Annotated in this window: 18 protein-coding genes and 1 tRNA gene; 7 read left to right on the forward strand and 12 right to left on the reverse strand. The window is 71.9% G+C overall.

Annotated elements, in window-relative coordinates; translation table 11 throughout:
- Positions 1 to 80: 80 nt before the first annotated feature.
- Positions 81 to 2,144 (forward strand): ComEC/Rec2 family competence protein, encoded by a 2,064-nt coding sequence (locus tag G537_RS41525; RefSeq protein ID WP_051249487.1) that lies wholly within the window; start codon positions 81 to 83, stop codon positions 2,142 to 2,144.
- Positions 2,145 to 2,148: 4 nt separating this feature from the next.
- On the opposite strand, the gene G537_RS0134345 is transcribed toward G537_RS41525, so the two are convergent.
- Positions 2,149 to 3,003: a phytanoyl-CoA dioxygenase family protein gene (locus tag G537_RS0134345; protein WP_026873890.1), complete on the reverse strand. Its 855-nt coding sequence runs from the start codon at positions 3,001 to 3,003 to the stop codon at positions 2,149 to 2,151.
- 104 nt (positions 3,004 to 3,107) lie between these two features.
- On the opposite strand from G537_RS0134345, the gene G537_RS41530 reads away from it, so the two are divergent.
- Positions 3,108 to 4,235, forward strand: coding sequence for a Gfo/Idh/MocA family protein (locus G537_RS41530; protein ID WP_034854002.1), 1,128 nt, complete (start codon positions 3,108 to 3,110; stop codon positions 4,233 to 4,235).
- A 3-nt stretch (positions 4,236 to 4,238) separates the two neighbouring features.
- Here G537_RS41530 and G537_RS0134355 read toward each other — a convergent pair whose 3' ends face one another.
- Entirely contained in the window at positions 4,239 to 4,958 is a 720-nt protein-coding gene (locus G537_RS0134355; RefSeq protein WP_026873891.1) for an NIPSNAP family protein, read from the reverse strand.
- 81 nt (positions 4,959 to 5,039) lie between these two features.
- Between G537_RS0134355 and G537_RS0134360 the strand changes: the two genes are divergently transcribed.
- Complete coding sequence (locus G537_RS0134360) at positions 5,040 to 5,672, forward strand: TetR/AcrR family transcriptional regulator (RefSeq protein WP_026873892.1); 633 nt, start codon at positions 5,040 to 5,042, stop codon at positions 5,670 to 5,672.
- Here G537_RS0134360 and G537_RS41535 read toward each other — a convergent pair.
- The 10 genes from G537_RS41535 to G537_RS0134410 form a co-directional block, all read right to left on the reverse strand.
- Complete coding sequence (locus G537_RS41535) at positions 5,669 to 6,691, reverse strand: LacI family DNA-binding transcriptional regulator (RefSeq protein ID WP_051249488.1); 1,023 nt, start codon at positions 6,689 to 6,691, stop codon at positions 5,669 to 5,671. The two genes, G537_RS0134360 and G537_RS41535, sit on opposite strands and share 4 nt — an antisense overlap.
- Before the next feature lie 46 nt (positions 6,692 to 6,737).
- The gene (locus G537_RS0134370; protein WP_034854005.1) at positions 6,738 to 7,976 is read right to left on the reverse strand and encodes a PQQ-dependent sugar dehydrogenase; all 1,239 of its coding nucleotides are present in this window, start codon (positions 7,974 to 7,976) and stop codon (positions 6,738 to 6,740) included.
- Positions 7,977 to 8,096: 120 nt separating this feature from the next.
- On the reverse strand, positions 8,097 to 8,825 hold the full coding sequence (gene lexA, locus G537_RS0134375; protein ID WP_026873894.1) for a transcriptional repressor LexA: 729 nt from the start codon (positions 8,823 to 8,825) through the stop codon (positions 8,097 to 8,099).
- 130 nt (positions 8,826 to 8,955) lie between these two features.
- Entirely contained in the window at positions 8,956 to 10,155 is a 1,200-nt protein-coding gene (locus G537_RS0134380; RefSeq protein WP_026873895.1) for a molybdopterin molybdotransferase MoeA, read from the reverse strand.
- Complete coding sequence (gene moaC, locus G537_RS45320; RefSeq protein ID WP_026873896.1) at positions 10,152 to 10,634, reverse strand: cyclic pyranopterin monophosphate synthase MoaC; 483 nt, start codon at positions 10,632 to 10,634, stop codon at positions 10,152 to 10,154. The genes G537_RS0134380 and moaC overlap by 4 nt, the downstream gene beginning before the upstream one ends.
- A gap of 202 nt (positions 10,635 to 10,836) precedes the next feature.
- Positions 10,837 to 11,658, reverse strand: coding sequence for an indole-3-glycerol phosphate synthase TrpC (trpC, locus tag G537_RS0134390; protein WP_026873897.1), 822 nt, complete (start codon positions 11,656 to 11,658; stop codon positions 10,837 to 10,839).
- Entirely contained in the window at positions 11,655 to 12,689 is a 1,035-nt protein-coding gene (trpD, locus tag G537_RS0134395; protein ID WP_026873898.1) for an anthranilate phosphoribosyltransferase, read from the reverse strand. The genes trpC and trpD overlap by 4 nt, the downstream gene beginning before the upstream one ends.
- Positions 12,686 to 13,270 carry an anthranilate synthase component II gene (locus tag G537_RS0134400; RefSeq protein WP_026873899.1) on the reverse strand — a complete coding sequence of 195 codons (585 nt, stop codon included), beginning with the start codon at positions 13,268 to 13,270 and terminating at the stop codon, positions 12,686 to 12,688. The genes trpD and G537_RS0134400 overlap by 4 nt, the downstream gene beginning before the upstream one ends.
- A gap of 106 nt (positions 13,271 to 13,376) precedes the next feature.
- Positions 13,377 to 14,915 carry an anthranilate synthase component I gene (trpE, locus tag G537_RS41540; protein WP_051249489.1) on the reverse strand — a complete coding sequence of 513 codons (1,539 nt, stop codon included), beginning with the start codon at positions 14,913 to 14,915 and terminating at the stop codon, positions 13,377 to 13,379.
- Between the two features lie 213 nt (positions 14,916 to 15,128).
- Complete coding sequence (locus G537_RS0134410) at positions 15,129 to 17,000, reverse strand: peptidyl-prolyl cis-trans isomerase (protein ID WP_026873900.1); 1,872 nt, start codon at positions 16,998 to 17,000, stop codon at positions 15,129 to 15,131.
- Positions 17,001 to 17,165: 165 nt separating this feature from the next.
- Here G537_RS0134410 and tpiA point away from each other — a divergent pair, with 165 nt between their 5' ends.
- From tpiA to G537_RS0134430, 4 genes are all read left to right on the forward strand, one after another.
- On the forward strand, positions 17,166 to 17,921 hold the full coding sequence (tpiA, locus tag G537_RS0134415) for a triose-phosphate isomerase (protein WP_026873901.1): 756 nt from the start codon (positions 17,166 to 17,168) through the stop codon (positions 17,919 to 17,921).
- 87 nt (positions 17,922 to 18,008) lie between these two features.
- A tRNA-Pro gene (locus G537_RS0134420) sits at positions 18,009 to 18,085 on the forward strand.
- A 19-nt stretch (positions 18,086 to 18,104) separates the two neighbouring features.
- A complete protein-coding gene (locus G537_RS41545; RefSeq protein WP_034854048.1) occupies positions 18,105 to 19,019 on the forward strand; it encodes a 2-dehydro-3-deoxygalactonokinase in 915 nt (304 codons plus the stop codon).
- A 1-nt stretch (position 19,020) separates the two neighbouring features.
- Positions 19,021 to 19,653: a 2-dehydro-3-deoxy-6-phosphogalactonate aldolase gene (locus G537_RS0134430; protein WP_026873902.1), complete on the forward strand. Its 633-nt coding sequence runs from the start codon at positions 19,021 to 19,023 to the stop codon at positions 19,651 to 19,653.
- The last annotated feature ends 13 nt before the right edge of the window (positions 19,654 to 19,666 follow it).

Genomic DNA, 19,666 nt, shown 5'->3' on the forward strand with positions numbered 1-19,666 from the left:
GAGTTCCGAAGTCCGTGCGGGCGTCGCTGCGGCGGCTCGGCCCCGGCGGATGGCGGATCGCCCGGCCGGATTGGGCGGGGATGTTCGATGCACTGGCCGGCGGCGTGCGGCGCCGGCTGGTGCTGCTGGTCCCCTGCGGCCTCGGCACCGGCATCGGCGTCTATTTCGCCCTGCCGTCGGAGCCGCCGCTAGCCGCTGGGCTGGCCGCGCTGGTCCTGTCCGGCCTGCTCGCCCTGCTGCTGCGCCGGCGGCCGCGGGCGCTGTGCTTCGCCGCGCTGCTGCTGGCGGTCGCGGTCGGCTTCCTGGCAGCGGAGCTGCGCACCCGGATGGTGATGGCGCCGCTGCTCGACCGCGAGCATCGCGGCCTCGTCACCGGAACGGTCGAAAGCATCGATCTGCTCCCTCACGGCGTGCGCGTGGTGCTCGGGGATCTTGCCGTGGAGGGGCTGGCGCCGGAGGCGACCCCGGCGGCGGTGCGGCTGCGGCTGCTCGGCGCCGAGCAGGCACCCGCGGCCGGGGACCGGATCCGGGTGCGGGCGACGCTGGCGCCGGTGGACGGCCCGGCCTATCCGGGCGGCTTCGATTTCCGGCGGCAGCTGTTCTTCCAGGGGATCGGCGGCACCGGCTTCGCCATGGGGCGGGTGGAGCGGCTGGATGCCGTCGACCCGGCGCCGTCCGGCCTGGCCCGGCTGCAGGACGGCATCGCCGCCCGTGTGCGGGCACAGATCGGCGGCGACGCCGGCGCCATCGCCGTCGCCTTCCTGACCGGCGAGCGGGCCGGGATCAGCGACCAGGCCAACGAGGCGATGCGCGATTCCGGCCTGGCCCATCTGCTGTCGATCTCCGGCATTCATATCAGCCTGGTGGCGATCCTGCTGCTCGGCGGCATCCGGCTGGGACTGGCGCTGGTCGAGCCGGTGGCTCTGCGCTGGCCGATCAAGAAATGGGCGGCCGGCGTCGCCCTCCTCGGCATCATCGTCTACACCGTGCTGGTCGGCGCCTCGGTGCCGACCGTGCGCTCCTGCGTCATGACCGGCGTGGTGCTGCTGGCGGTGATGGCCGACCGGGTGGCGATCTCGATGCGACTGGTCGCCCTGGCCGCCACCGTGGTCCTGCTGACCGTGCCCGAAGCCCTGCCGGGACCGAGCTTCCAGATGTCCTTCGCCGCGGTGATCGCGCTGATCGCGGCTTATGAGGCGCTGCGGCCGCATCTCGCCCGATGGCGGGGCGAGGCCGGGCCCGCCCGCCGCGTCCTGCTCTATCTCGGCGGCATCGTGCTGACCACGCTGGTCGCCACGATTGCGACCACGCCCTTCGCCATCTTCCATTTCCAGCGCTTCGCCCCGCTGGCGGTGGCCGCGAACCTGATGGCGATCCCGCTGACCTCGCTCTGGATCATGCCCTGCGTGCTGCTGGCCTATCCGGCCATGCTGCTGGGCCTCGACGGATTGGTGCTGCCGCTGCTGGGCTGGGGCATCGAGGCGATGCTGTGGGTGGCGAACACTGTTTCCGCCTGGCCGCTGGCCGCCTTCGCGGTGCCGGCGATCCCGGCCTGGGGGCTGGTCGCCGGCGCGGTCGGCGGGCTGTGGCTCTGCCTCGCCGCGGGGCGGCTGCGCCTGCTGGGGCTGCTCGCCCTGCCGGCAATCCTGGCGGCGGCGCTGTCGGCGCCGCAGCCGCAGATCCTGGTCGACGCCACCGGCCGGCTGGCGGCGGTGCGGGTGCCGGACGGGAGCCTCGCCTTCTCGACCCGCCGCAGCGAGCGCTTCATCCGCGAGATCTGGCTGCGGGCCGAGGCGGCGGCGGAGGACGCGCCCTGGCTGCCGCAGGGCGCTGCGGCCGGCGGGCGGCTGGCTTGCGACCCGCGCGGCTGCGTCTACCGCTTCGGCGACAGGACCGTCGCCTTCACCCGCGGCGGCGAGGGCTTCGACGACGACTGCGCCGGTGCCGATCTCGTGATCACCGATCTGGTGGCGCCGCGCTGGTGCCGGCCGCGCTTCGGCGTCTGGGACCGCTTCGACCTGCGCCGCGCCGGCGGCATCGCCGTTGATCTGTCCGGCCCGGAGCCGGAGGTGGCCACGGTGGCCGAGGCGGTCGGCGACCGCCCCTGGGCCCCGGCGCCGTTCCGCGCGGCGGCGCCCGAGTGACCGGTCAGCGCGTCGTCGCCATCATCCGGCCTTCGGCGTTGCCGGCCTTGGCCGCGTCCAGCACCTCGGGATAGGGGTAGTTCAGCCCCAGCAGCTGGCGCAGGTCGGGGCTGGCCTGCTCGACGAAGGCACGGGGCAGGGCGGCCGGCATGTCCTCCATCGGCTTCACAAACTTCGGCAGGTACTGGATCAGGATGGCCGACCGGTCCTGCCGCGACCGGTTCGGCATGGCGCAGTGCCAGACCGCGCCAAAGAACACGACAGTGTCGCCCGGCTCGCCCAGCATGCGGGCGCAGCGCTCGTGGAAGCGGTCGCTTTCGGCCGGGTAGCGCAGCGCCTTCTGTGTCCCCGGCACATAGGCGGTGGCGCCGGTCTCCTCGGTGAAGGGGTCCAGCAGGATCGTCGCCTGGGCGTTCAGCGGGAAGGAGCCGTTGATCCGGACCGGATGCGATTCCGGCTTGTGCATGTCCCAGTAGGGATAGTCGATATGCGGCTCCTGGCCCGGGCCGCCGGGCAGGATGCGGTTGGCGGCGATCGACCCCATGATGAACTCGCTGCCCAGGAAGGCCCGCATCACCGCCATCAGCGCCGGATGCGCCGCCATGCGCGAGAACACCTCGCCCTTGGCCAGCAGGTTCCACACCCGCCGCTGCAGGTCGATCCGGCCTTCCTGCTCGGCCGCGCCCTGGAAATGCGTGACCTTGGGGGCGCCGCTCTCGGATTCGCGCATCACCACGGCGCGCGCCTCGGCGATCTCCGCCGGGGTGAACAGGCCGCGCAGCAGCACCGTGCCCGGGCCGTCCAGCAGCTCACCGACGATCATCTCCGGGTCCAGCGTATCCTGGGTAAAGGTCTTCATGCCGTTCCTCCCTTTCTCGGATGCAGCGTAGCCGATTTGCAAGCGCTTGCAAATCGGGTGAAGGCCGATAGAGTCGGGAGAACGGGCGGGCCAGGGAGGTTCAAATGACGGGAACGCTGCGGATCGGGCTGATCGGCGCCGGCTATATGGGCAAGGCCCACACCATCGGCCTGCAGCTGGTGCGCACGGCGTTCCAGCCGCCGCTGATCCCGGTCTGCGAGATGATCTGCAGCACCACGGAGGAGGGCGCGGCCAGGCACGCCGAGGCGTGGGGCTGGAACCGCTCGACCGCGGACTGGCGGGCGCTGGTGGCCGATCCGGCGGTCGACGCCGTCATCATCGCCACCCCGCCGCGCACCCACCTGGCGATGGCGACCGAGGCGCTGCGTCTGGGCAAGCCGGTGTTCTGCGAGAAGCCGCTGGGCTGTGACCCGGCCGAATCCCGGGCGATGGTGGAGGCGGCGGAGGAAGCGGGCGTCGCCGCCATGGTCGGCTTCAACTACATTCGAACCCCGGCCAGCCAGCTGGCCAAGCAGATCATCGATGCCGGCGAGATCGGTGAGGTGATCCAGGTCACGGCCGAGCATGTCGAGGACTATCTGCACGACCCGCGGGCGCCGGCCTCCTGGCGAACCCGGATCGCCACCGGCACCGAGGCCGGGGCGCTGGGCGACGTCGCCCCGCACATTATCAATGCCTGCCTGCGGCTGGTCGGGCCGATCGAGTCGCTGGTGGCGGATCTGGACATCATCCAGCCGGTGCGTCCGGGGCCTGAGGGCGAGGAGCGGGTCGAGAACGACGACCAAGGCCAGATGCTGCTGCGCTTCGTCAGCGGCGCCACCGGCTCGCTCAGCTTCAGCCGCGTCGCCGCCGGGCGGAAGATGGGCTACACCTACCGCATCACCGGCACCAAGGGCGCCCTGGCCTTCGACCAGGAGAACCAGAACGAGCTGTGGCTCTACGACGCCGCGCGACCGGCGGCGCGCCAAGGCTTTCAGCGCCTGCTGACGGGACCGTCGCATCCCGATTACCTGGCCTTCAACCAGGGCGTCGGCCACGGCACCGGCTACAACGAGCAGATCGCGATCGAGGCGCGCGACTTCCTGGAGGCGGTGGCGACCGGCCACCCGGTCTGGCCGACCTTCCGCGACGGCTGGGAGGTGGACCGGGTCGTGGCCGCCGCCCTGCGCTCGGCCCGAGAGCGCGCCTGGGTGCGGATCGCGGAGGTCTGAGGGTCAGCGCAGCCGCGACCGCGCCGTCGGCGACAGCAGCGCCACCTCGGGCGGCCGGGCCAGATGCGGCCATAGCGCCGCGGCGAAGCCGGGGGCGAGGGCAGCGTGGCGATCATAGGCCGCCCGGTCGGGGAAGCGGGAGAACCAGACGAAGACCCGGGCGTCCGCACGAACCGGCAGGGCCGGGAAGCCGTTCTCGGCGTGCTCGCTGACGAAGGCCGCCAGGATGGGTACGCCGGTATCGCGCAGCGCGGGGGTCAGGACGGTCTCGAACACCTTCGGAAATCCGGCCTCTGCCGCCGGGTCGAGATGCCAGATGGTGGCCACGACGATCCCGCCGGGAAGCGCGCCCTGACCCGGGGCAGGACGGTCGCAGTCGAGCCGGAACCCCGCTTCCGGATGCGCCGGCCGCAGCAGCAGGACGTCGTCCGAATCGATCATGGTGGCGTTGGCGGCGTCGCGGTGCGCCTGCCAGACGGGTCCGCCGTAGAAGGCGCGCAGCGCTTCCGTCCGTGAATGCATATCCGGGAAGCCGCGCAGCCAGACGAAATGGTCCGGCGCGTCGAGGTCGCGGAACTGGCCGATGACGTCGATCCCGACCGCCTCCTGCGTCTCGACGAATTCCCGGTCGAACAGCGCGATCAGCGCCTCGCGCTGCCCGGGACGCAGCGTGTAGCGCCGCAGCTCCACGATCGGGCTGAAACTCCGAATCGCTCCCACCATGCGTCTCCCTGAAAACAGACCGGTTGTCCGGTTCTAAAGCAGACTGATTGTCCGGTTGAGTCAATATGCTAGGGTCGCGGCATGACCGAGACGGCGAGCGGAAACACGCGGAAGCGCAGCTACGACCCCGAAGGGATGCGGCGGCGCCTGCTGGACGTTGCGGCGGAGGCGTTCCAGTCCCGCGGCTATCAGGTCACCGGCATGCATGAGCTGATGCGCGAGGCCAGGGTGACGGGCGGCGCGCTGTACCATCACTTCCCGACCAAGAAGGCGCTCGGCCTCGCGGTCATCCACGACCGTGTGGCGCGGGAGGTGGAGGAGACCTGGATCGAGCCCGTCCGCGCGGCGCCGGACGCGCTGCAGGGCATCGCCGGGGTGTTCGAGCGGATCGCCGCGGGGCTGCGGCAGCGCGGCGCCGTCGCAGGCTGTCCGCTGAACAATCTGGCGCTGGAGCTGTCGCTGGCCGATCCCGAGTTCCGCGCGGCGACACAGGCGGTGTTCGAGGCCTGGCGGACGGCGATCGCGGAGCGGCTGCGGGCCGACCAGGCGGCCGGCCGACTGGCGGCAGCGGATGCGGACGACCTCGCCGCCTTCATCGTCGCCGCCTATTCCGGGGCGATGGCGCAGGCCAAGGCGCAGCAGGACGCGGCGCCGCTGGAAGCCTGCGCTAGGCAGCTGATGCGGTGCCTGGAGGGGCTGCGGACCGGTCCTTAGAGGCTGCCGCGCTCCACCAGGGCGATATCGAACAGCCGGCCCTGGATCCGGTGATCGGCATCGGCCAGACGGGCGGCGATCTGGTCGATGGCGTGGCGCACCATCTCAGCCATGGGCTGGCGGATCGTGGTCAGGCGATAGCCGGGCCAGGCGGCGAGAGGCATGTCGTCGAATCCGACCACGCCGATCTCCCCCGGCACCACGAGCCCGCGCTCGCGGCAGGCGTCGATGGCGCCGAGCGCCAGGATGTCGTCGCCGCAGAACACCGCCTGTGGCCGGTCGCGGTCGAGCAGGGCGTGCATGCCGCATCGGCCGTGCTCATGCGAGTAGTCGCCGGCGAACGCCGAGGCCACCGGCCGCAGGCCGGCCTCGGCGAGGCGCTGCGTGAAGCCGGCGGCGCGATCGATGGAGGACGAGTCGGTCTCAGCGCCGCCCAGGAAGGCCAGGCGCCGCAGGCCGCGCACCAGCATCGCCTCGGCGGCCAGGCGTCCGCCGGCGGCGTTGTCGACCGTCACCACCGGCACCGGCGTCTCCGGCCCGGCCCGGCCGAACACATGCACCACCGGCAGCCCGGCGCGGGCACAGGAGTCGGCGAAGCCCTCCGGCGGCGCGGAGGTGGCGATCAGCACCGCATCGACGCTGTATTGCAGCATCATGTCGAGCGCGGAATCGGCGCCGCCGTCGTCCGACAGGTTGGCGATCAGCGGCCGCAGCCCGCGGCGCTGCAATTCCCGCGTGAACAGGTCGAACACATCCATGAAGGCGGGGTTGGCGAAATGGCTCGAGACCAGCCCGACCAGCTCGGTCCGGCCGGTCATCAGGCTGCGCGCCAGCTGGTTGGGGCGATAGCCCAGCGCCTTCGCCGCAGTCAGCACGCGGGCCCGCATCCGGGGCGAGACGCTGGCGTCCTTGGTGAAGGTCCGGGAGACGGCTGAGATCGAGACGCCGGCAGCCTCGGCGACCTGCTGTGCCGTGACCCGCTCCGACCGGGGGGGCCGCTGCCCGGCCCGGCCGCTCACGGTGCGCCTCCGAAACGGAGGCTTTCCGGCCCGGAAGGTCGCCCGATCAAGGCGAGTCGGGCCGGGCGCGGGCGAGCCGCAGCAGCGTGCCGTTGTGGTCTTCGGTGATCAGGACGCTGCCGTCGGCCATCTCGGCGAGCCCGAGCGGCGCGCCCTGCGGCCGGACGCCCTTGGCGGCGTCCCAGCCCCAGACCAGCGGCTGCGGCTCGCCCTGCGGCGTTCCTTGATCGTCGATCGCCAACGTCATGACACGGTGCCCGGTGTCGCGATAGCCGTGATAGGTCATCAGCAGCCGTCCATCGAGCCCGGGCAGCGTCAATCCGCGATAGACGAGCATGCCGAGCGGGGCGGCGTGCGGCGGCAGGAGCAAGGTCGGCGCCTGTGTCTTGCCGCAATCGAAGCGCGGGTATTCGGGGCTCGGCCGCCGCTCGTCATAGCAATACGGCCAGCCATAGTCGGCGCCTTCACGCAGCACGGCGTAGAAGTCGTGCGGCAGCGCTTCGTCCGACAGCTTCGGGTCGGCCTGGTCGATGGCGTCCCGCGCATTCACCAGGGCCAGCGGCGTGCCGTTCGGCAGCACCCAGAGTGCCATGCTGTTGCGCAGGCCGCGTGCGAAGGGGGCGAGCTTGCGTGCATCCGCGGGCAAGGCGTCGGGCGCCAGGCGCAGAACGCTGCCGCGCGGGGGCGTGCTTTCCGTCTCCGGGCACGGTTTGGCGGGATCCGGGGCCGAGTCGTCGTCGCGCTCGCAATGATCGGTCGCGGAGCCGACATTGACGAAGAGCGCGCCGTCCGGCGCCAGAGCCAGAGCCGACAGCGGATGCCGGCCGTCATTCGGCAGGCCGATCACGACGTCGCGCAGCGTCGCCGCCGGCTGCTCCGCCTGCGGGTCGACGGCCACCACCCGGCCGGCCAGGCCCAGGAGCAGCCGGCCGTCCCCGGCCGGCACCAGGGCGTTCGGCCGATCCAGCCTGGTCAGCAGAACCTGCGGCGCCGCGCGGCCGCCGTCGGGGATCCGCAGCAGGCGGCCGCGGCCCTTCTCCCAGCTTCCCATGTCGGCGACATAGATGTCGGTGCCGATCACCGCCACGCCCCGCGCGAAGCCGAGCCTGGTCGCGACCAGGCCGACGCAGAGCCCGGGCGGGGTGCGAAGCGAGACCTTCGGAAAGCCGTCGCAGTCGCCGGAGGTGCGGTAGGTGCCGGCCGCCTCGGCCGGCGCGCCGGCAAGGGCACCGGCACTAGACAGGATCAATGCCAGCAGGCGGACCACCCATCGATGCAGAGTCATGCCCAGGCTTTCTGGTCTCGACAGAACGCTGCACAGATGGCCGAACAAACCGGATTTCGGCAACACCTGGAATCAATCGGGAGGACCGTCCCGGCCGCTCGCGGCGGGACGGTCAGCCTGTCAGGAATAGGTCCGCAGCAGCCCGACCAGGCGGCCCTGAATGCGGACGCGGTCGGGCGTCAGATAGCGGGTCTCGTAGGCCGAGTTGGCGGCCTCGAGACCGACCGAGCTGCCCTTCTTCCGCAGCCGCTTCAACGTCACCTCGTTCTCGTCGACCAGGGCGACGACGATGGTGCCTGCATCGGCCGCGTCGCAGCGCTTGATGATGACGGTGTCGCCGTCCAGGATCCCGGCTTCGACCATGCTGTCGCCGGCGACCTCCAGCGCATAGTGCTCGCCCGGGCCGAGCAGCGACGCCGGGATCTCGGCGTAGTTGGAATGGTCGCGCAGCGCCTCGATCGGCATGCCGGCCGCGATCCGGCCATAGAGCGGCAGGCGGACGCCATGCTCAGGGCCGGCGAGATCGGCGCGCTCCAGCTTGCGGCCAGGCAGGGCGGCGTCCGACCGCGGCGGCCGGAAGGGGACGACGTTGTCGTCCTCGGCCGGGGCCGTGGAGGGCGCGTCCGTCTTCAGGCATTCCGGCAGGCGCAGCACCTCCAGCGCCCGCGCCCGATGCGGCAGTCGCCGAATAAAACCGCGCTCCTCGAGGCCCGTGATCAGTCGATGAATGCCCGATTTCGACTTGAGATTGAGAGCATCCTTCATCTCATCGAAGGAGGGACTGACGCCGTCCGCCTCCAGGCGGCGGTGGACGAACAACAACAACTCCTGTTGCTTTCGCGTCAGCAAGGCTTCCTCCGTTCGCAAAGGCCGCGGCGCGGCCGAATCCCTGAGGGAGAAGATAGGAGGAACAAAACAAAAACACAAGCGTCTAACTGTGTCGCAGCAGGTTCTTTACTTCCTTGTAACGATCACCGGGTCAGATCCCGTCGCCGAACAGCACCGCCTCGACGGTCTCGCCCCGCGCCGCGGCGGGCGCGTGCGGCGGGCGGACGACCAGCCCGTCGGCCGCGGCCAGCAGCGACAGCATCGAACTGTCCTGGGTCGGGAACGGGGTGGCGACGTATCCCGAAGCCGTCCGCTCGATCCGCGCCCGCAGATAATCCTCGCGCCGGTCATTGGCCGGCAGGTCGCGGCCGAGCGTCGCGGTGATTCGGTTCTCCGGCGCCTCGGCCCCCTGCAGAGCCCAGAGCGCCGGGCGCAGGAACAGCCAGCCGCAGACCATGGTCGAGACCGGGTTGCCGGGCAGGCCGAGCAGCGGCGTGTCGCCGAGCCGGCCGAAGATGAGCGGCTTGCCCGGCCGCATCGCGATCTTCCAGAAATCCAGGGTCAGGCCGCGCTCGCCCAGGACCGAACGGACCAGGTCGTGCTCGCCGACCGAGGCGCCGCCGGTGGTGACGATCAGGTCGGCGCCGTGGGCGCCGGCGGCCAACGTCGTCAGGGATTCGGCGTCGTCGCGGGCGATGCCGAGATCGACCGGCTCGCCGCCGCAACTGCGGATCAGGGCGGAGAGGGCGTGGCTGTTGGAGCTGACGATCTGGCTCGGCCCCAGCGCCTCGCCCGGTAGAACGATCTCGTCGCCGGTCGCCAGCACCGCCACGCGCGGCCGGCGGCGCACCCGCAGCCAGGGATGGTTGGCCGAGGCGGCGATGCCGATGTCGCGCGCGGTGAGGCGCCGGCCGGGCTGCAGCAGCACGTCGCCGGCGCGGAAGTCGAGTCCGGCTCTGCGCACGTGGCGGCCGGCGGCGACGCCCTCGCGCACGGTGACCCCGTCGCCCTCGGCGTCCGAATCCTCCTGCAGCACCACGGCATCGGCGCCGTCGGGCAGCGGCGCGCCGGTGAAGATGCGGACGCATTGCCCGGGCCCGACCGAGCCCTCGAAGCGGCCGCCGGCCGGCACGCGGCCGATCTCGCGCAGCGTCGCCGGCACCGTGGCGACATCGGCGGCCCGCACCGCCCAGCCATCCATGGCCGAGACGTCGAGCGGCGGCTGGGTCAGCCGCGCCGCCACCGGCTCGGCCAGGATCCGCCCCAGACCGGCGGGCAGGGGCACGGTCTCCGCCGGCAGGGCGGAGAAGGCGGAAAGGACGCGGGCGCGGGCCTCGGCGACCGGGATCACGGCGCGGCCTCATAGGTGCCGGACCGGCCGCCGGATTTGTGCAGCAGGCGCAGATCGGTCACGACCATGCCGCGGTCGACCGCCTTGCACATGTCGTAGACGGTCAGGGCGGCGACCGAGGCGGCGGTCAGCGCCTCCATCTCCACCCCGGTGCGGTGGGTGACCTTGACCGTGGCCTCGATCTCGACCCGGCTGTGCTCGGCATCGCAGCGCAGCGCCAGCTCGACGCTGGACAGCGGCAGCGGATGGCACAGCGGGATCAGGTCGGCGGTGCGCTTGGCCGCCATGATGCCGGCGATGCGGGCGATGCCCAGCACGTCGCCCTTGGCGTGGCCGCCGGAGGCGATCAGCGCCAGCGTCTCCGGCTTCATCTCGACCCGGCAGCCGGCCCGCGCCATCCGCACCGTCGCCTCCTTGTCGGAGACGTCGACCATGCGCGCCTGCCCGGCCGCGTCGAAATGGGTCAGGCCGCTGGTCACGGAGCCCACCCTGCACACCGCGTTGCCTCTCCCGCTTGCGGGAGAGGTCGGAGACGCGAAGCGGCTCCGGGTGAGGGCCCTTTGTCGAGGCCAGTGCCAGCCCTCACCCGGACGCTCTGGCGGGCGTCCGACCTCTCCCTCCCCGCGGGAGAGGCGACACAAAGGGTTAGGCCAGCTCGATCCTGAGAAGATTGCGGCCCGGTCATGCAGCGCTCGACCTTTCATCACGCGCCAGCAGCGCGCGGGTGGCGGCGGCGACGTCGGCGTGGCGCATCAGGCTTTCGCCGATCAGGAAGGTGGTGGCGCCGACGCGGGCCATCCGGGCCAGGTCGGCCGGGGTGAACAGGCCGCTCTCGGCCACCAGCAGCCGGTCGGCCGGCACCTGCGCCGCCAGCGCCTCGGTGGTGGCGAGGTCGACCTGCAGGGTCTTGAGGTTGCGGTTGTTGATGCCGATGAGGGGCGAGCGCAGCGTCAGCGCGCGGTCCAGCTCCGCCGCGTCATGCACCTCGACCAGCACGTCCATGCCGTTGTCGATCGCCGCCTGCTCCAGCTCGCGGGCGGTGGCGTCGTCCAGCGCCGCCATGATCAAGAGGATGCAGTCGGCGCCCAGCGCCCGGGCCTCGACGACCTGGTACGGATCGATCATGAAGTCCTTGCGCAGCACCGGCAGGTCGACGGCGTTGCGCGCGGCGGTCAGGTATTCGTCGGCGCCCTGGAAATAGGGCGCGTCGGTCAGCACCGACAGGCAGGTGGCGCCGCCGTCGCGGTACGCGCGGGCGAGGGCGGGTGGGTCGAAATCCGGCCGGATCAGCCCCTTGGAGGGCGAGGCCTTCTTGATCTCGGCGATCAGGCCGTAGCGGCCTTCGGACCGAGCCCTTTGCAGCGCCGCCAGGAAGCCGCGCGGCGGTACGGCCCGGTCGGCCAGATCCGCCAGCCGGCCGATCTCCGCCGGCGGCACCGCTTCCTTGCGGACTTCGACATGCCTGCGCTTGTCGGCGACGATGCGGGCGAGGGTGTCGCTCATGCCGTTCCCTGGCTGGTGATCCGGGCCAGCCGCTCAAGCACATGGGCGGCCGATCCGTCGTCGATGATGCGGGCCGCGAGCGCGGCGCCGTCGGTCAGTGTAGAGACACGGTCGGCGACGATGAAGCAGGCTGCGGCGTTCAGCAGCACGATGTCGCGGTAGGCGCCGCGGGCGCCGCCCAGCACCGCGCGCAGTGCGGCGGCGTTGGTCTCCGGATCGCCGCCCTTCAGCTGGTCCGGGGTGGCCCGGGGCAGCCCGGCATCCTCCGGCGTCACCGTCAGGCGCCGGATCTGGCCGCCGCGCAGCTCGGCCACCGCGGTCGGTCCGGTGGTCGTCATCTCATCCAGCCCGTCGCTGCCATGCACCACCCAGGCGGTCTCGCTGCCCAGCTGGCTCAGCGCCTGCGCCACCGGCTCGACCCACGCCTCGGCGAAGACGCCGAGCAGCTGGCGCTTCACCCCGGCCGGGTTGGCCAGCGGCCCGAGCAGGTTGAAGATGGTACGGGTGCCCAGCTCCTGCCGCGCCGGGCCGACATGGCGCATGGCGCTGTGGTACAGCGGCGCGAACAGGAAGCCGATATGGGCTTCCCACAGCGCATCGCGCATCACCTCCGGCGGCGCCTCGACATTGACCCCCAGCTCGGCCAGCACGTTGGCGGCGCCGGTCAGGCTGGAGGCGGCGCGGTTGCCGTGCTTGGCCACCGGCACCCCGGCGCCGGCCAGGACGAAGGAGACCGCGGTCGAGACGTTGAAGGACCCGGAATTGTCGCCGCCGGTGCCGCAGCAGTCGATGGCGCCCTCCGGCGCGTCGATCGTCACCGCCTTGTCGCGCATCACCCGGGCGGCGGCGGCGATCTCCTCCGGCGTCTCGCCGCGCACGCGCAGGGCCATCAGGAAGCCGCCGATCTGCGCCGGCGTCGCCTCGCCGGACATGATGATCTCGAAGGCGGCGCGGGCGTCGGCGGCGTCCAGCGGCCGGCCCAGGGCGGCCTTGGCGACGAACGGCTTGAGGCTGTCGATGCCGGTGGTCATGCCGCGTTCCGCCGTTCCGCGATGGCCAGGAAGTTCTGCAGGATCTTGTGGCCGTATTGCGAGGCGATGCTTTCCGGATGGAACTGCACGCCGTGGATCGGCAGGGTCCTGTGCCGCAGCGCCATGATCACCCCGTCCTCGGTCCAGGCCGTGGCCTCCAGCTCGTCCGGCATGCTGCCGGGCGCGATGGTCAGCGAGTGGTAGCGCGTGGCCTCGAAATTATCCGGCAGCCCGGCCAGCACGCCGCCGCCATGGTGGTGGACGCGGCTGATCTTGCCATGCATCGGCTCCGGCGCGCGCACGATCCGGCCGCCGAAGACCTGGCCGATCGCCTGGTGGCCGAGGCAGACGCCGAACACCGGCACCCGGCCGGCGGCGGCCTGGATCAGATCCATGCAGATGCCCGCCTTGTCCGGGTCGCAGGGGCCGGGCGAGATGACGATGCCGTCCGGCCGCAGCGCCAGCGCCTCGTCGACTGTCAGCGCGTCGTTGCGGCGGACATCGGTATCGGCCCCGAGCTCGCCGAGGTAATGCACCAGGTTGTAGGTGAAGCTGTCGTAGTTATCGATCAGCAGAAGCATGGGAGTCGCCCTTTCGAGGCAAAGGAATGGAGAGGAGCGGCGGGGATCCGGCCGGCCTCACCATCGATGCAGCAGGGGGCGATGCTGCTGCGAAAGGCTGCGATCTCTAGACATGTCCCATGGGCCGGTTGCCGTTGCGCGGCCGGTTGGCGAAGCGTACCGCATCTTCGGCGGCGCGCACCAGCGCCCGCGCCTTGTTGCGGGTCTCCTGGTACTCACCCTCCGGGCTGCTGTCGGCGACGACGCCGCCGCCGGCCTGGATGTAGAGGGTGCCGTCCTTCACCACCGCGGTGCGCAGCGCGATGCAGGTGTCCATGTCGCCATTGGCGCCGAAATAGCCCATCGCCCCGGCATAGACGCCGCGCCGCGCTACCTCCAGCTCGTCGATGATCTCCATCGCCCGCACCTTCGGCGCGCCGCTGACCGTGCCGGCCGGGAAGCCGGCGGCCAGCGCCGCCACCACGTCCTTGTCCGGCGCGATCCGGCCGACGACGTTGGAAACGATGTGCATGACGTGGGAATAGCGCTCGATGATGAAACGATCGGTCACCTTGACGGTGCCGATCTGCGCCACCCGGCCGACATCGTTGCGGCCGAGGTCGAGCAGCATCAGATGCTCGGCGCGCTCCTTCGGGTCGGCCAGCAGGTCCTGCTCCAGCGCCGCATCCTCCTCCGGCGTGGCGCCGCGCGGGCGGGTGCCGGCGATTGGCCGGATCGTCACCTCGCCGTCGCGCAGCCGGACCAGGATCTCCGGGCTCGACCCGACGATCGCGAAATCGCGGAAGTTCTGGAACACCAGGAAGGGCGACGGGTTCAGCCGCCGCAGCGCCCGGTACAGTGCGAAGGGCGGCAGGGCGAAGGGCAGCGAGAAGCGCTGCGACAGCACCACCTGGAAGATGTCGCCGGCGCGGATGTACTCCTTCGCCCGCTCGACGATCGCGTGATACTCCTCGCGCGTCATGTTCGAGCTCGGCTCGGGCAGGGCCGGCAGCGTGCCCTCGGCCGCCGCCTCGCGGTGCGGCAGGCTGGATTCGAGCGCCGCGACCACGTCCGACAGCCGTTCGCAGGCCGCCTCATGCGCCTGTTCCGCCGTCGCCGCCGGGTCCGGGAAGACCGGGGTGACGATGGTGACGACGTCGGCGATGGTGTCGAAGACGCAGACGATGGTCGGCCGGATCATGATCGAGTCCGGCACGCCCAGCGTGTCCGGATTGGCGTCCGGCAGACTCTCCATCTGCCGGACCATGTCGTAGCCGAGATAGCCGAACAGCCCGGCGGCCAGCGGCGGGAAGCCGCGGGGCAGGTCGATGCGCGATTCCGCGATCAGGCCGCGCAGGCTGTCGAGCGGCTTCTGCGCGACCGGCTCGAACGTATCGAGGTCGGACAGCGCCTTGCGGTTGATCTCGACCACGTCGCCGCGGCAGCGCCAGATCAGGTCGGGGCGCAGCCCGATGGCGCTGTAGCGGCCGCGGACGGCGCCGCCTTCGACCGATTCGAGCAGGAACGAATAGGGCTCGTCCCCGGCCAGCTTGAGCATGGCCGAGACCGGGGTGTCGAGATCGGAGACGAGGCGGGTCCAGACGACCTGGGGTTTGCCGGCGCGGTAGGTGTCGGCGAAGGCGTCAAAAGCCGTGGAATCCGGCATGGCGGTGACCTGTGGCGATGGGGAAGGGATCGGCGAGGGCGGAACGGTCGCCGCCACGCCATCGCTCCCACGCACCCGCCCGATTCCGCCAGGCCGAGCCCCTCGTGCCGGCCGCCCAGCGCCAGCCCTTTGCCTCTCCGCGCGGAGAGGACGGGGCCGCCGGACGGGATCCGGCGAGGGGGCGCAGCGACGCCGCGAGGGGGAGCATCGACATCATTCCTGGTAGTTCAGCCGGGCGAGGACCGCCTCGTCAATGGTCACTCCATAGCGGGCGCGCAGCGCTTGGTCCAGGCCGCCGCCGACATCGACCGCGAGGCCGCGCCGCAGGTCCTGCTTCACCGCCGCCTCGGCCGCCGGGTCCGGCTTGGCCGGCTCGATCTTGGCCACGCGGGCGACGACCCGGCCGCCGGGGGTCTCCGCCGTCGCCGTGCCGCCGACCTGGGCGGCGAACAGGTCGCGCACCAGCGCCGCCGGCAGGGCGCCGGCGTTGCTGCCGTCGCGCAGCAGCGCCGGGCTCTCGGCGTACTGCCCGCCCACCGCCTTGGCGACATCCGCCGCGGCCTCACCGGCGGCGAGGCGCTTGGCGATGTCGGCGGCCAGGGCAGCGCTCGCCTCGGCCTGCTTCTGCTCGGTCCAGGCGGCGGCGACCTCGTCGCGCACCTTGGCCAGCGGCTCGGTCGCCGGCGGCACGATGCCGTCGACCCGGACGATGAAGGAGGTCTTGTCGTCGATCGTGCCCATCGGGCTGACATCGCCCTGCTGCAGCTGGAAGGCGGCCTGCAGGATCTGCGCCTGGCCCGGCAGCGGCGGCAGCGGTTGGCCGCTCTGGGTCGTGCCGTCCTGGGCCACGGCCGGGACGGCGGTGACGGTGAAGCCGAATTCCTGCGCCGCCTTGTCGATCGGCACGTTGTCGGCCAGCGCATCCTCGAACTTGTTGGCAGCGTCGTAGAGGGCGTCGGCCGCCTTGCTCTGCTTCAGCTGGGTCTCGATCTCGGCCCGCGCCTCCTCGAAGGGCACGGTGCGGGACGGCTGGATGCCGGTCAGCACCAGCACGTGCCAGCCGAAGGGCGACTGCACCGGGTCGGTCGCCTGGCCCTCGGACAGGGTGAAGCCCGGATCGGCCAAGGCCGGGATCGGCATCGCCGATTTGGCGGTGAAGTCGACCGGGATCAGCTTGACCGCGGCGTTGCCGGACTCGTCCACCGCCTGCTGCACCGGCTTGCCGCCGCGCACCGCCGTGGCGATCTGCTCCGCCAGATCCTTGGTCGGGGCGATCACCTGGTCGAAGCGGCGCATCTCCGGCTTCTGATAAGTGGCCTGGTTCTTATCGTAAGCGGTGCGCGCCTCGTCCTCGGACACCGTGACGTCCTTGGCGAACTCGTCGGTGTTCAGCAGCACGATGCTCAGCGTCCGGTATTCCGGCGACTGGAACTTGTCGCCGTGCTCCTTGTGATAGGCCTCGAGATCGGCCTGGGTCGGCTGCGGCACGTTGCTCTGGTCGGCGTTGCGCAGCGTGATCGTGTCCGCCACCCGGGTCTCGCGGCGGTACTTGTAGATCGGGTCGACCAGCGCCTGCGGCGGTTCGGCGCCGCTGAACAGCGCCCGCATCACCTGCTGCTGCTGCATCTGGCCGCGCTGATAGGCGATGAAGGCGGCCTCGTTGGTTCCGGCCGACTGCAGCAGCTGCAGGAAGCGGTCGCGGCTGAACTGGTTGGTGGCCGGGTCGCGGAACCGCGGATCGACGCGCACCGCGTCGGCGACCGCCTCGTTCGACAGGTCGTAGCCCAGATCTGCGGCGAGCCGGTCGTACAGCATGCCGGAGATCATGTTGTCCAGCACCCGCCGGGGCAGGCCGAGCTGCTGGGCGACCGACAGCGGCAGCTGCTGACTCTGGGCCAGGGAGCGGAACTGGCTGTCGAGCTGCTGCAGGCTGATCGTCTGGTCGGCCACCGTGGCCACGGTGTCGGACTGGCCCCGGTTGCGGAAGATATCGCCGATCCCCCAGACCGCGAAGCTCAGGATCAGGAGGACGAACAGCACCTTGACGATGATGGAGCCGGCCTTGTGGCGGAGGATCTGCAGCATGACGACCGTAAACAAAGGGCGAGGCCGCGCCGGTCTCCCGGGCGGTTGGGCCGCGCATCATAGGTGCGGCCTTCCCGGGCAGCAATGCACAAGGAGTGCTGTGGCGTCGCCGCGCTCGGGTTGGTACATGAAGGGCAACATCGAGGACCAGCCGGAGAGAGGTCGATGGCGCGCAAGCTGATCGCGGGCAACTGGAAGATGAACCTGCTGCGCAACGAGGGCACGGCGTTGGCCCGCGACCTCGCCCTGCGGCTGGCCCGCACCGTCGATCCGGCTTTCGACCTGCTGATCTGCCCGCCGGCGACGCTGATCGCGCCGATCGCCGACGCGGTGCAGGGCAGCGGCCTCCTGGTCGGCGGCCAGGACTGCCACAGCGCGCGGGACGGCGCCCATACCGGCGACATCGCGGCGCGGATGCTGGCCGATCTCGGCTGCAGCCATGTCATCGTCGGCCATTCCGAGCGGCGCCAGGACCATGGCGAGATCGACCTGGTGGTGGCGGAGAAGGCGGCGGCGGCGCACGCCGAAGGGCTGGTCGCGATCATCTGCATCGGCGAGACCGAGGCCGAGCGCAACGACGGCCGGGCGTTGCAGGTCTGCAGCCGGCAGATCGCGGGGTCGCTGCCGCGCGGGGCGACGGCGGAGAACACGGTGATCGCCTATGAGCCGGTCTGGGCCATCGGCACCGGCCGCACCCCGACCGCGGCCGACGTCGCCGAGGTGCACGCCCATATCCGGGCGGCGCTGGGCGCCCATGTCCCGGCCGAGGCGGCGGGGATCCGCATCCTCTACGGCGGCTCGGTCAAGCCCGGCAACGCCGCCGAGCTGCTGGCGGTGCCCAATGTCGACGGCGCCCTGGTCGGCGGCGCCAGCCTCAAGGCGGACGATTTCTGGGCGATCGCCGAGGCCAGCGCGGGCTGAGCCCGCATCGTCGTTGCATAGGGGCGGGCCGGTGGCTATAGTCCCGCCCGCTCGCCGCCCGGCACCCGCCCGGCGGCAGCCCCCGGTCGGAGCGTAGCGCAGCCTGGTAGCGCACTTGCATGGGGTGCAAGGGGTCGCGAGTTCGAATCTCGCCGCTCCGACCATCATCTCCCGGAATGGATCATGCTCGTCGCCCTCGACTGGGGAACCTCCTCGCTCCGCGCCTGGCTGCTCGACGCCGACGGCGCCGTGCGGGACGAGGCGTCGGCCCCGCTCGGCATCCTCAAGGTCCCCGGCGGCGACTTCGACGCCGTGTTCCGGCAGATCGCGGAACGGTGGAGCCCGACCGCCGCCATCGCCTCCGGCATGATCGGCAGCCGCCAGGGCTGGGCCGAGGCGCCCTACGCCTCATGCCCGGCCGACGAGGCCGCGCTGGTCGCCGGGCTGATCGAAATCCCGACCTCGCTCGGCGTGACCCTGCGAATCGTCCCCGGCGTCAGCCGCGTCGACGCCGACGGCATCCCCGACGTGATGCGCGGCGAGGAGGTGCAGATCCTCGGCGACGCCCCGGCCACCGGCCGCCGCCTCTACGTCCTGCCCGGCACGCACAGCAAATGGGCCCTGGCCGAGGACGGCCGCATCGCCTGGTTCGCCACCTCGATGACCGGCGAGGCCTTCGCCGTCCTGGCCGAGCACAGCATCCTCGGCCGGCTGATGGACGGCCGCGCCTACGACCAGCCGGCCTTCCGCCGGGGCCTCGCGGTCGGCGCCTCGGCCGGCGGCGGCCTGCTGCGCCGGCTGTTCAGCGCCCGCACCCTCGGCCTGTTCGGCGAGCTGGAGCCGAAGGCGACGGGATCCTATCTCTCCGGCCTCCTGATCGGGGCGGAGGTGGCCGACGCCCGCGCCACGGTCGCCGCCGCCATTGGGGCCGCCGCCACCGGCGCCGCGCCGGAGGAGGTGACCATCGTCGGCGGCGCCGAGCTGTCGGCCCGCTACGCCGAGGCGATCGAGGCCGCGGGGCTGCGCAGCCGCATCGCCCCGGCCGACACCACGGTCAGGGCGCTGTGGCGCCTGGCCAAGCATGCGGAGCTGGCGTGACATGAGCCTATCCCTGCACGACGCCCTCGCCGACCTGCCGCTCGTCGCCATCCTCCGCGGCGTCAAGCCGGAGGAGGTGGAGGCCATCGGCGCCGCCCTGGTCGAGGCCGGGTTCCGCTGCATCGAGGTGCCGCTGAACTCGCCCCGGCCCTTCGACAGCATCCGCCGCCTGGCCGACCGCTTCGGGACGGAGGTGCTGATCGGCGCCGGCACGGTGCTGAAGCGCGAGGACGTGGCCCGGGTCCAGGCCTCCGGCGGCAATCTCATCGTGATGCCGCACGCCGATGTCGAGGTGATCGCCGAGGCTCGGCGCCTGAACCTGGTCTGCGCCCCGGGCGCCGCCACCCCCACCGAGGCCTTCGCGGCGCTGAAGGCCGGCGCCGACGCGGTCAAGATCTTCCCGGCCGAGGCGATCCCGCCCGCGGTGGTCAAGGCCTGGCGGGCGGTGGTCCCGGCCGCGGTGCCGCTGATCGCGGTCGGCGGCATCACCCCGGACCGGATGGCGGCCTATCGTGACGCCGGCGCCAACGGCTTCGGCCTCGGCTCCGCCCTCTACAAGCCCGGCATGACCGCGGCCGAGGTGGCCGCCACCGCCGCCGTCTTCGCCCAGGCCTGGCGGGCGCTGAAGGGCTGACGAGGGCGCCGGC

It is taken from the genome of Inquilinus limosus DSM 16000 (assembly GCF_000423185.1).
Taxonomy (GTDB): domain Bacteria; phylum Pseudomonadota; class Alphaproteobacteria; order DSM-16000; family Inquilinaceae; genus Inquilinus; species Inquilinus limosus.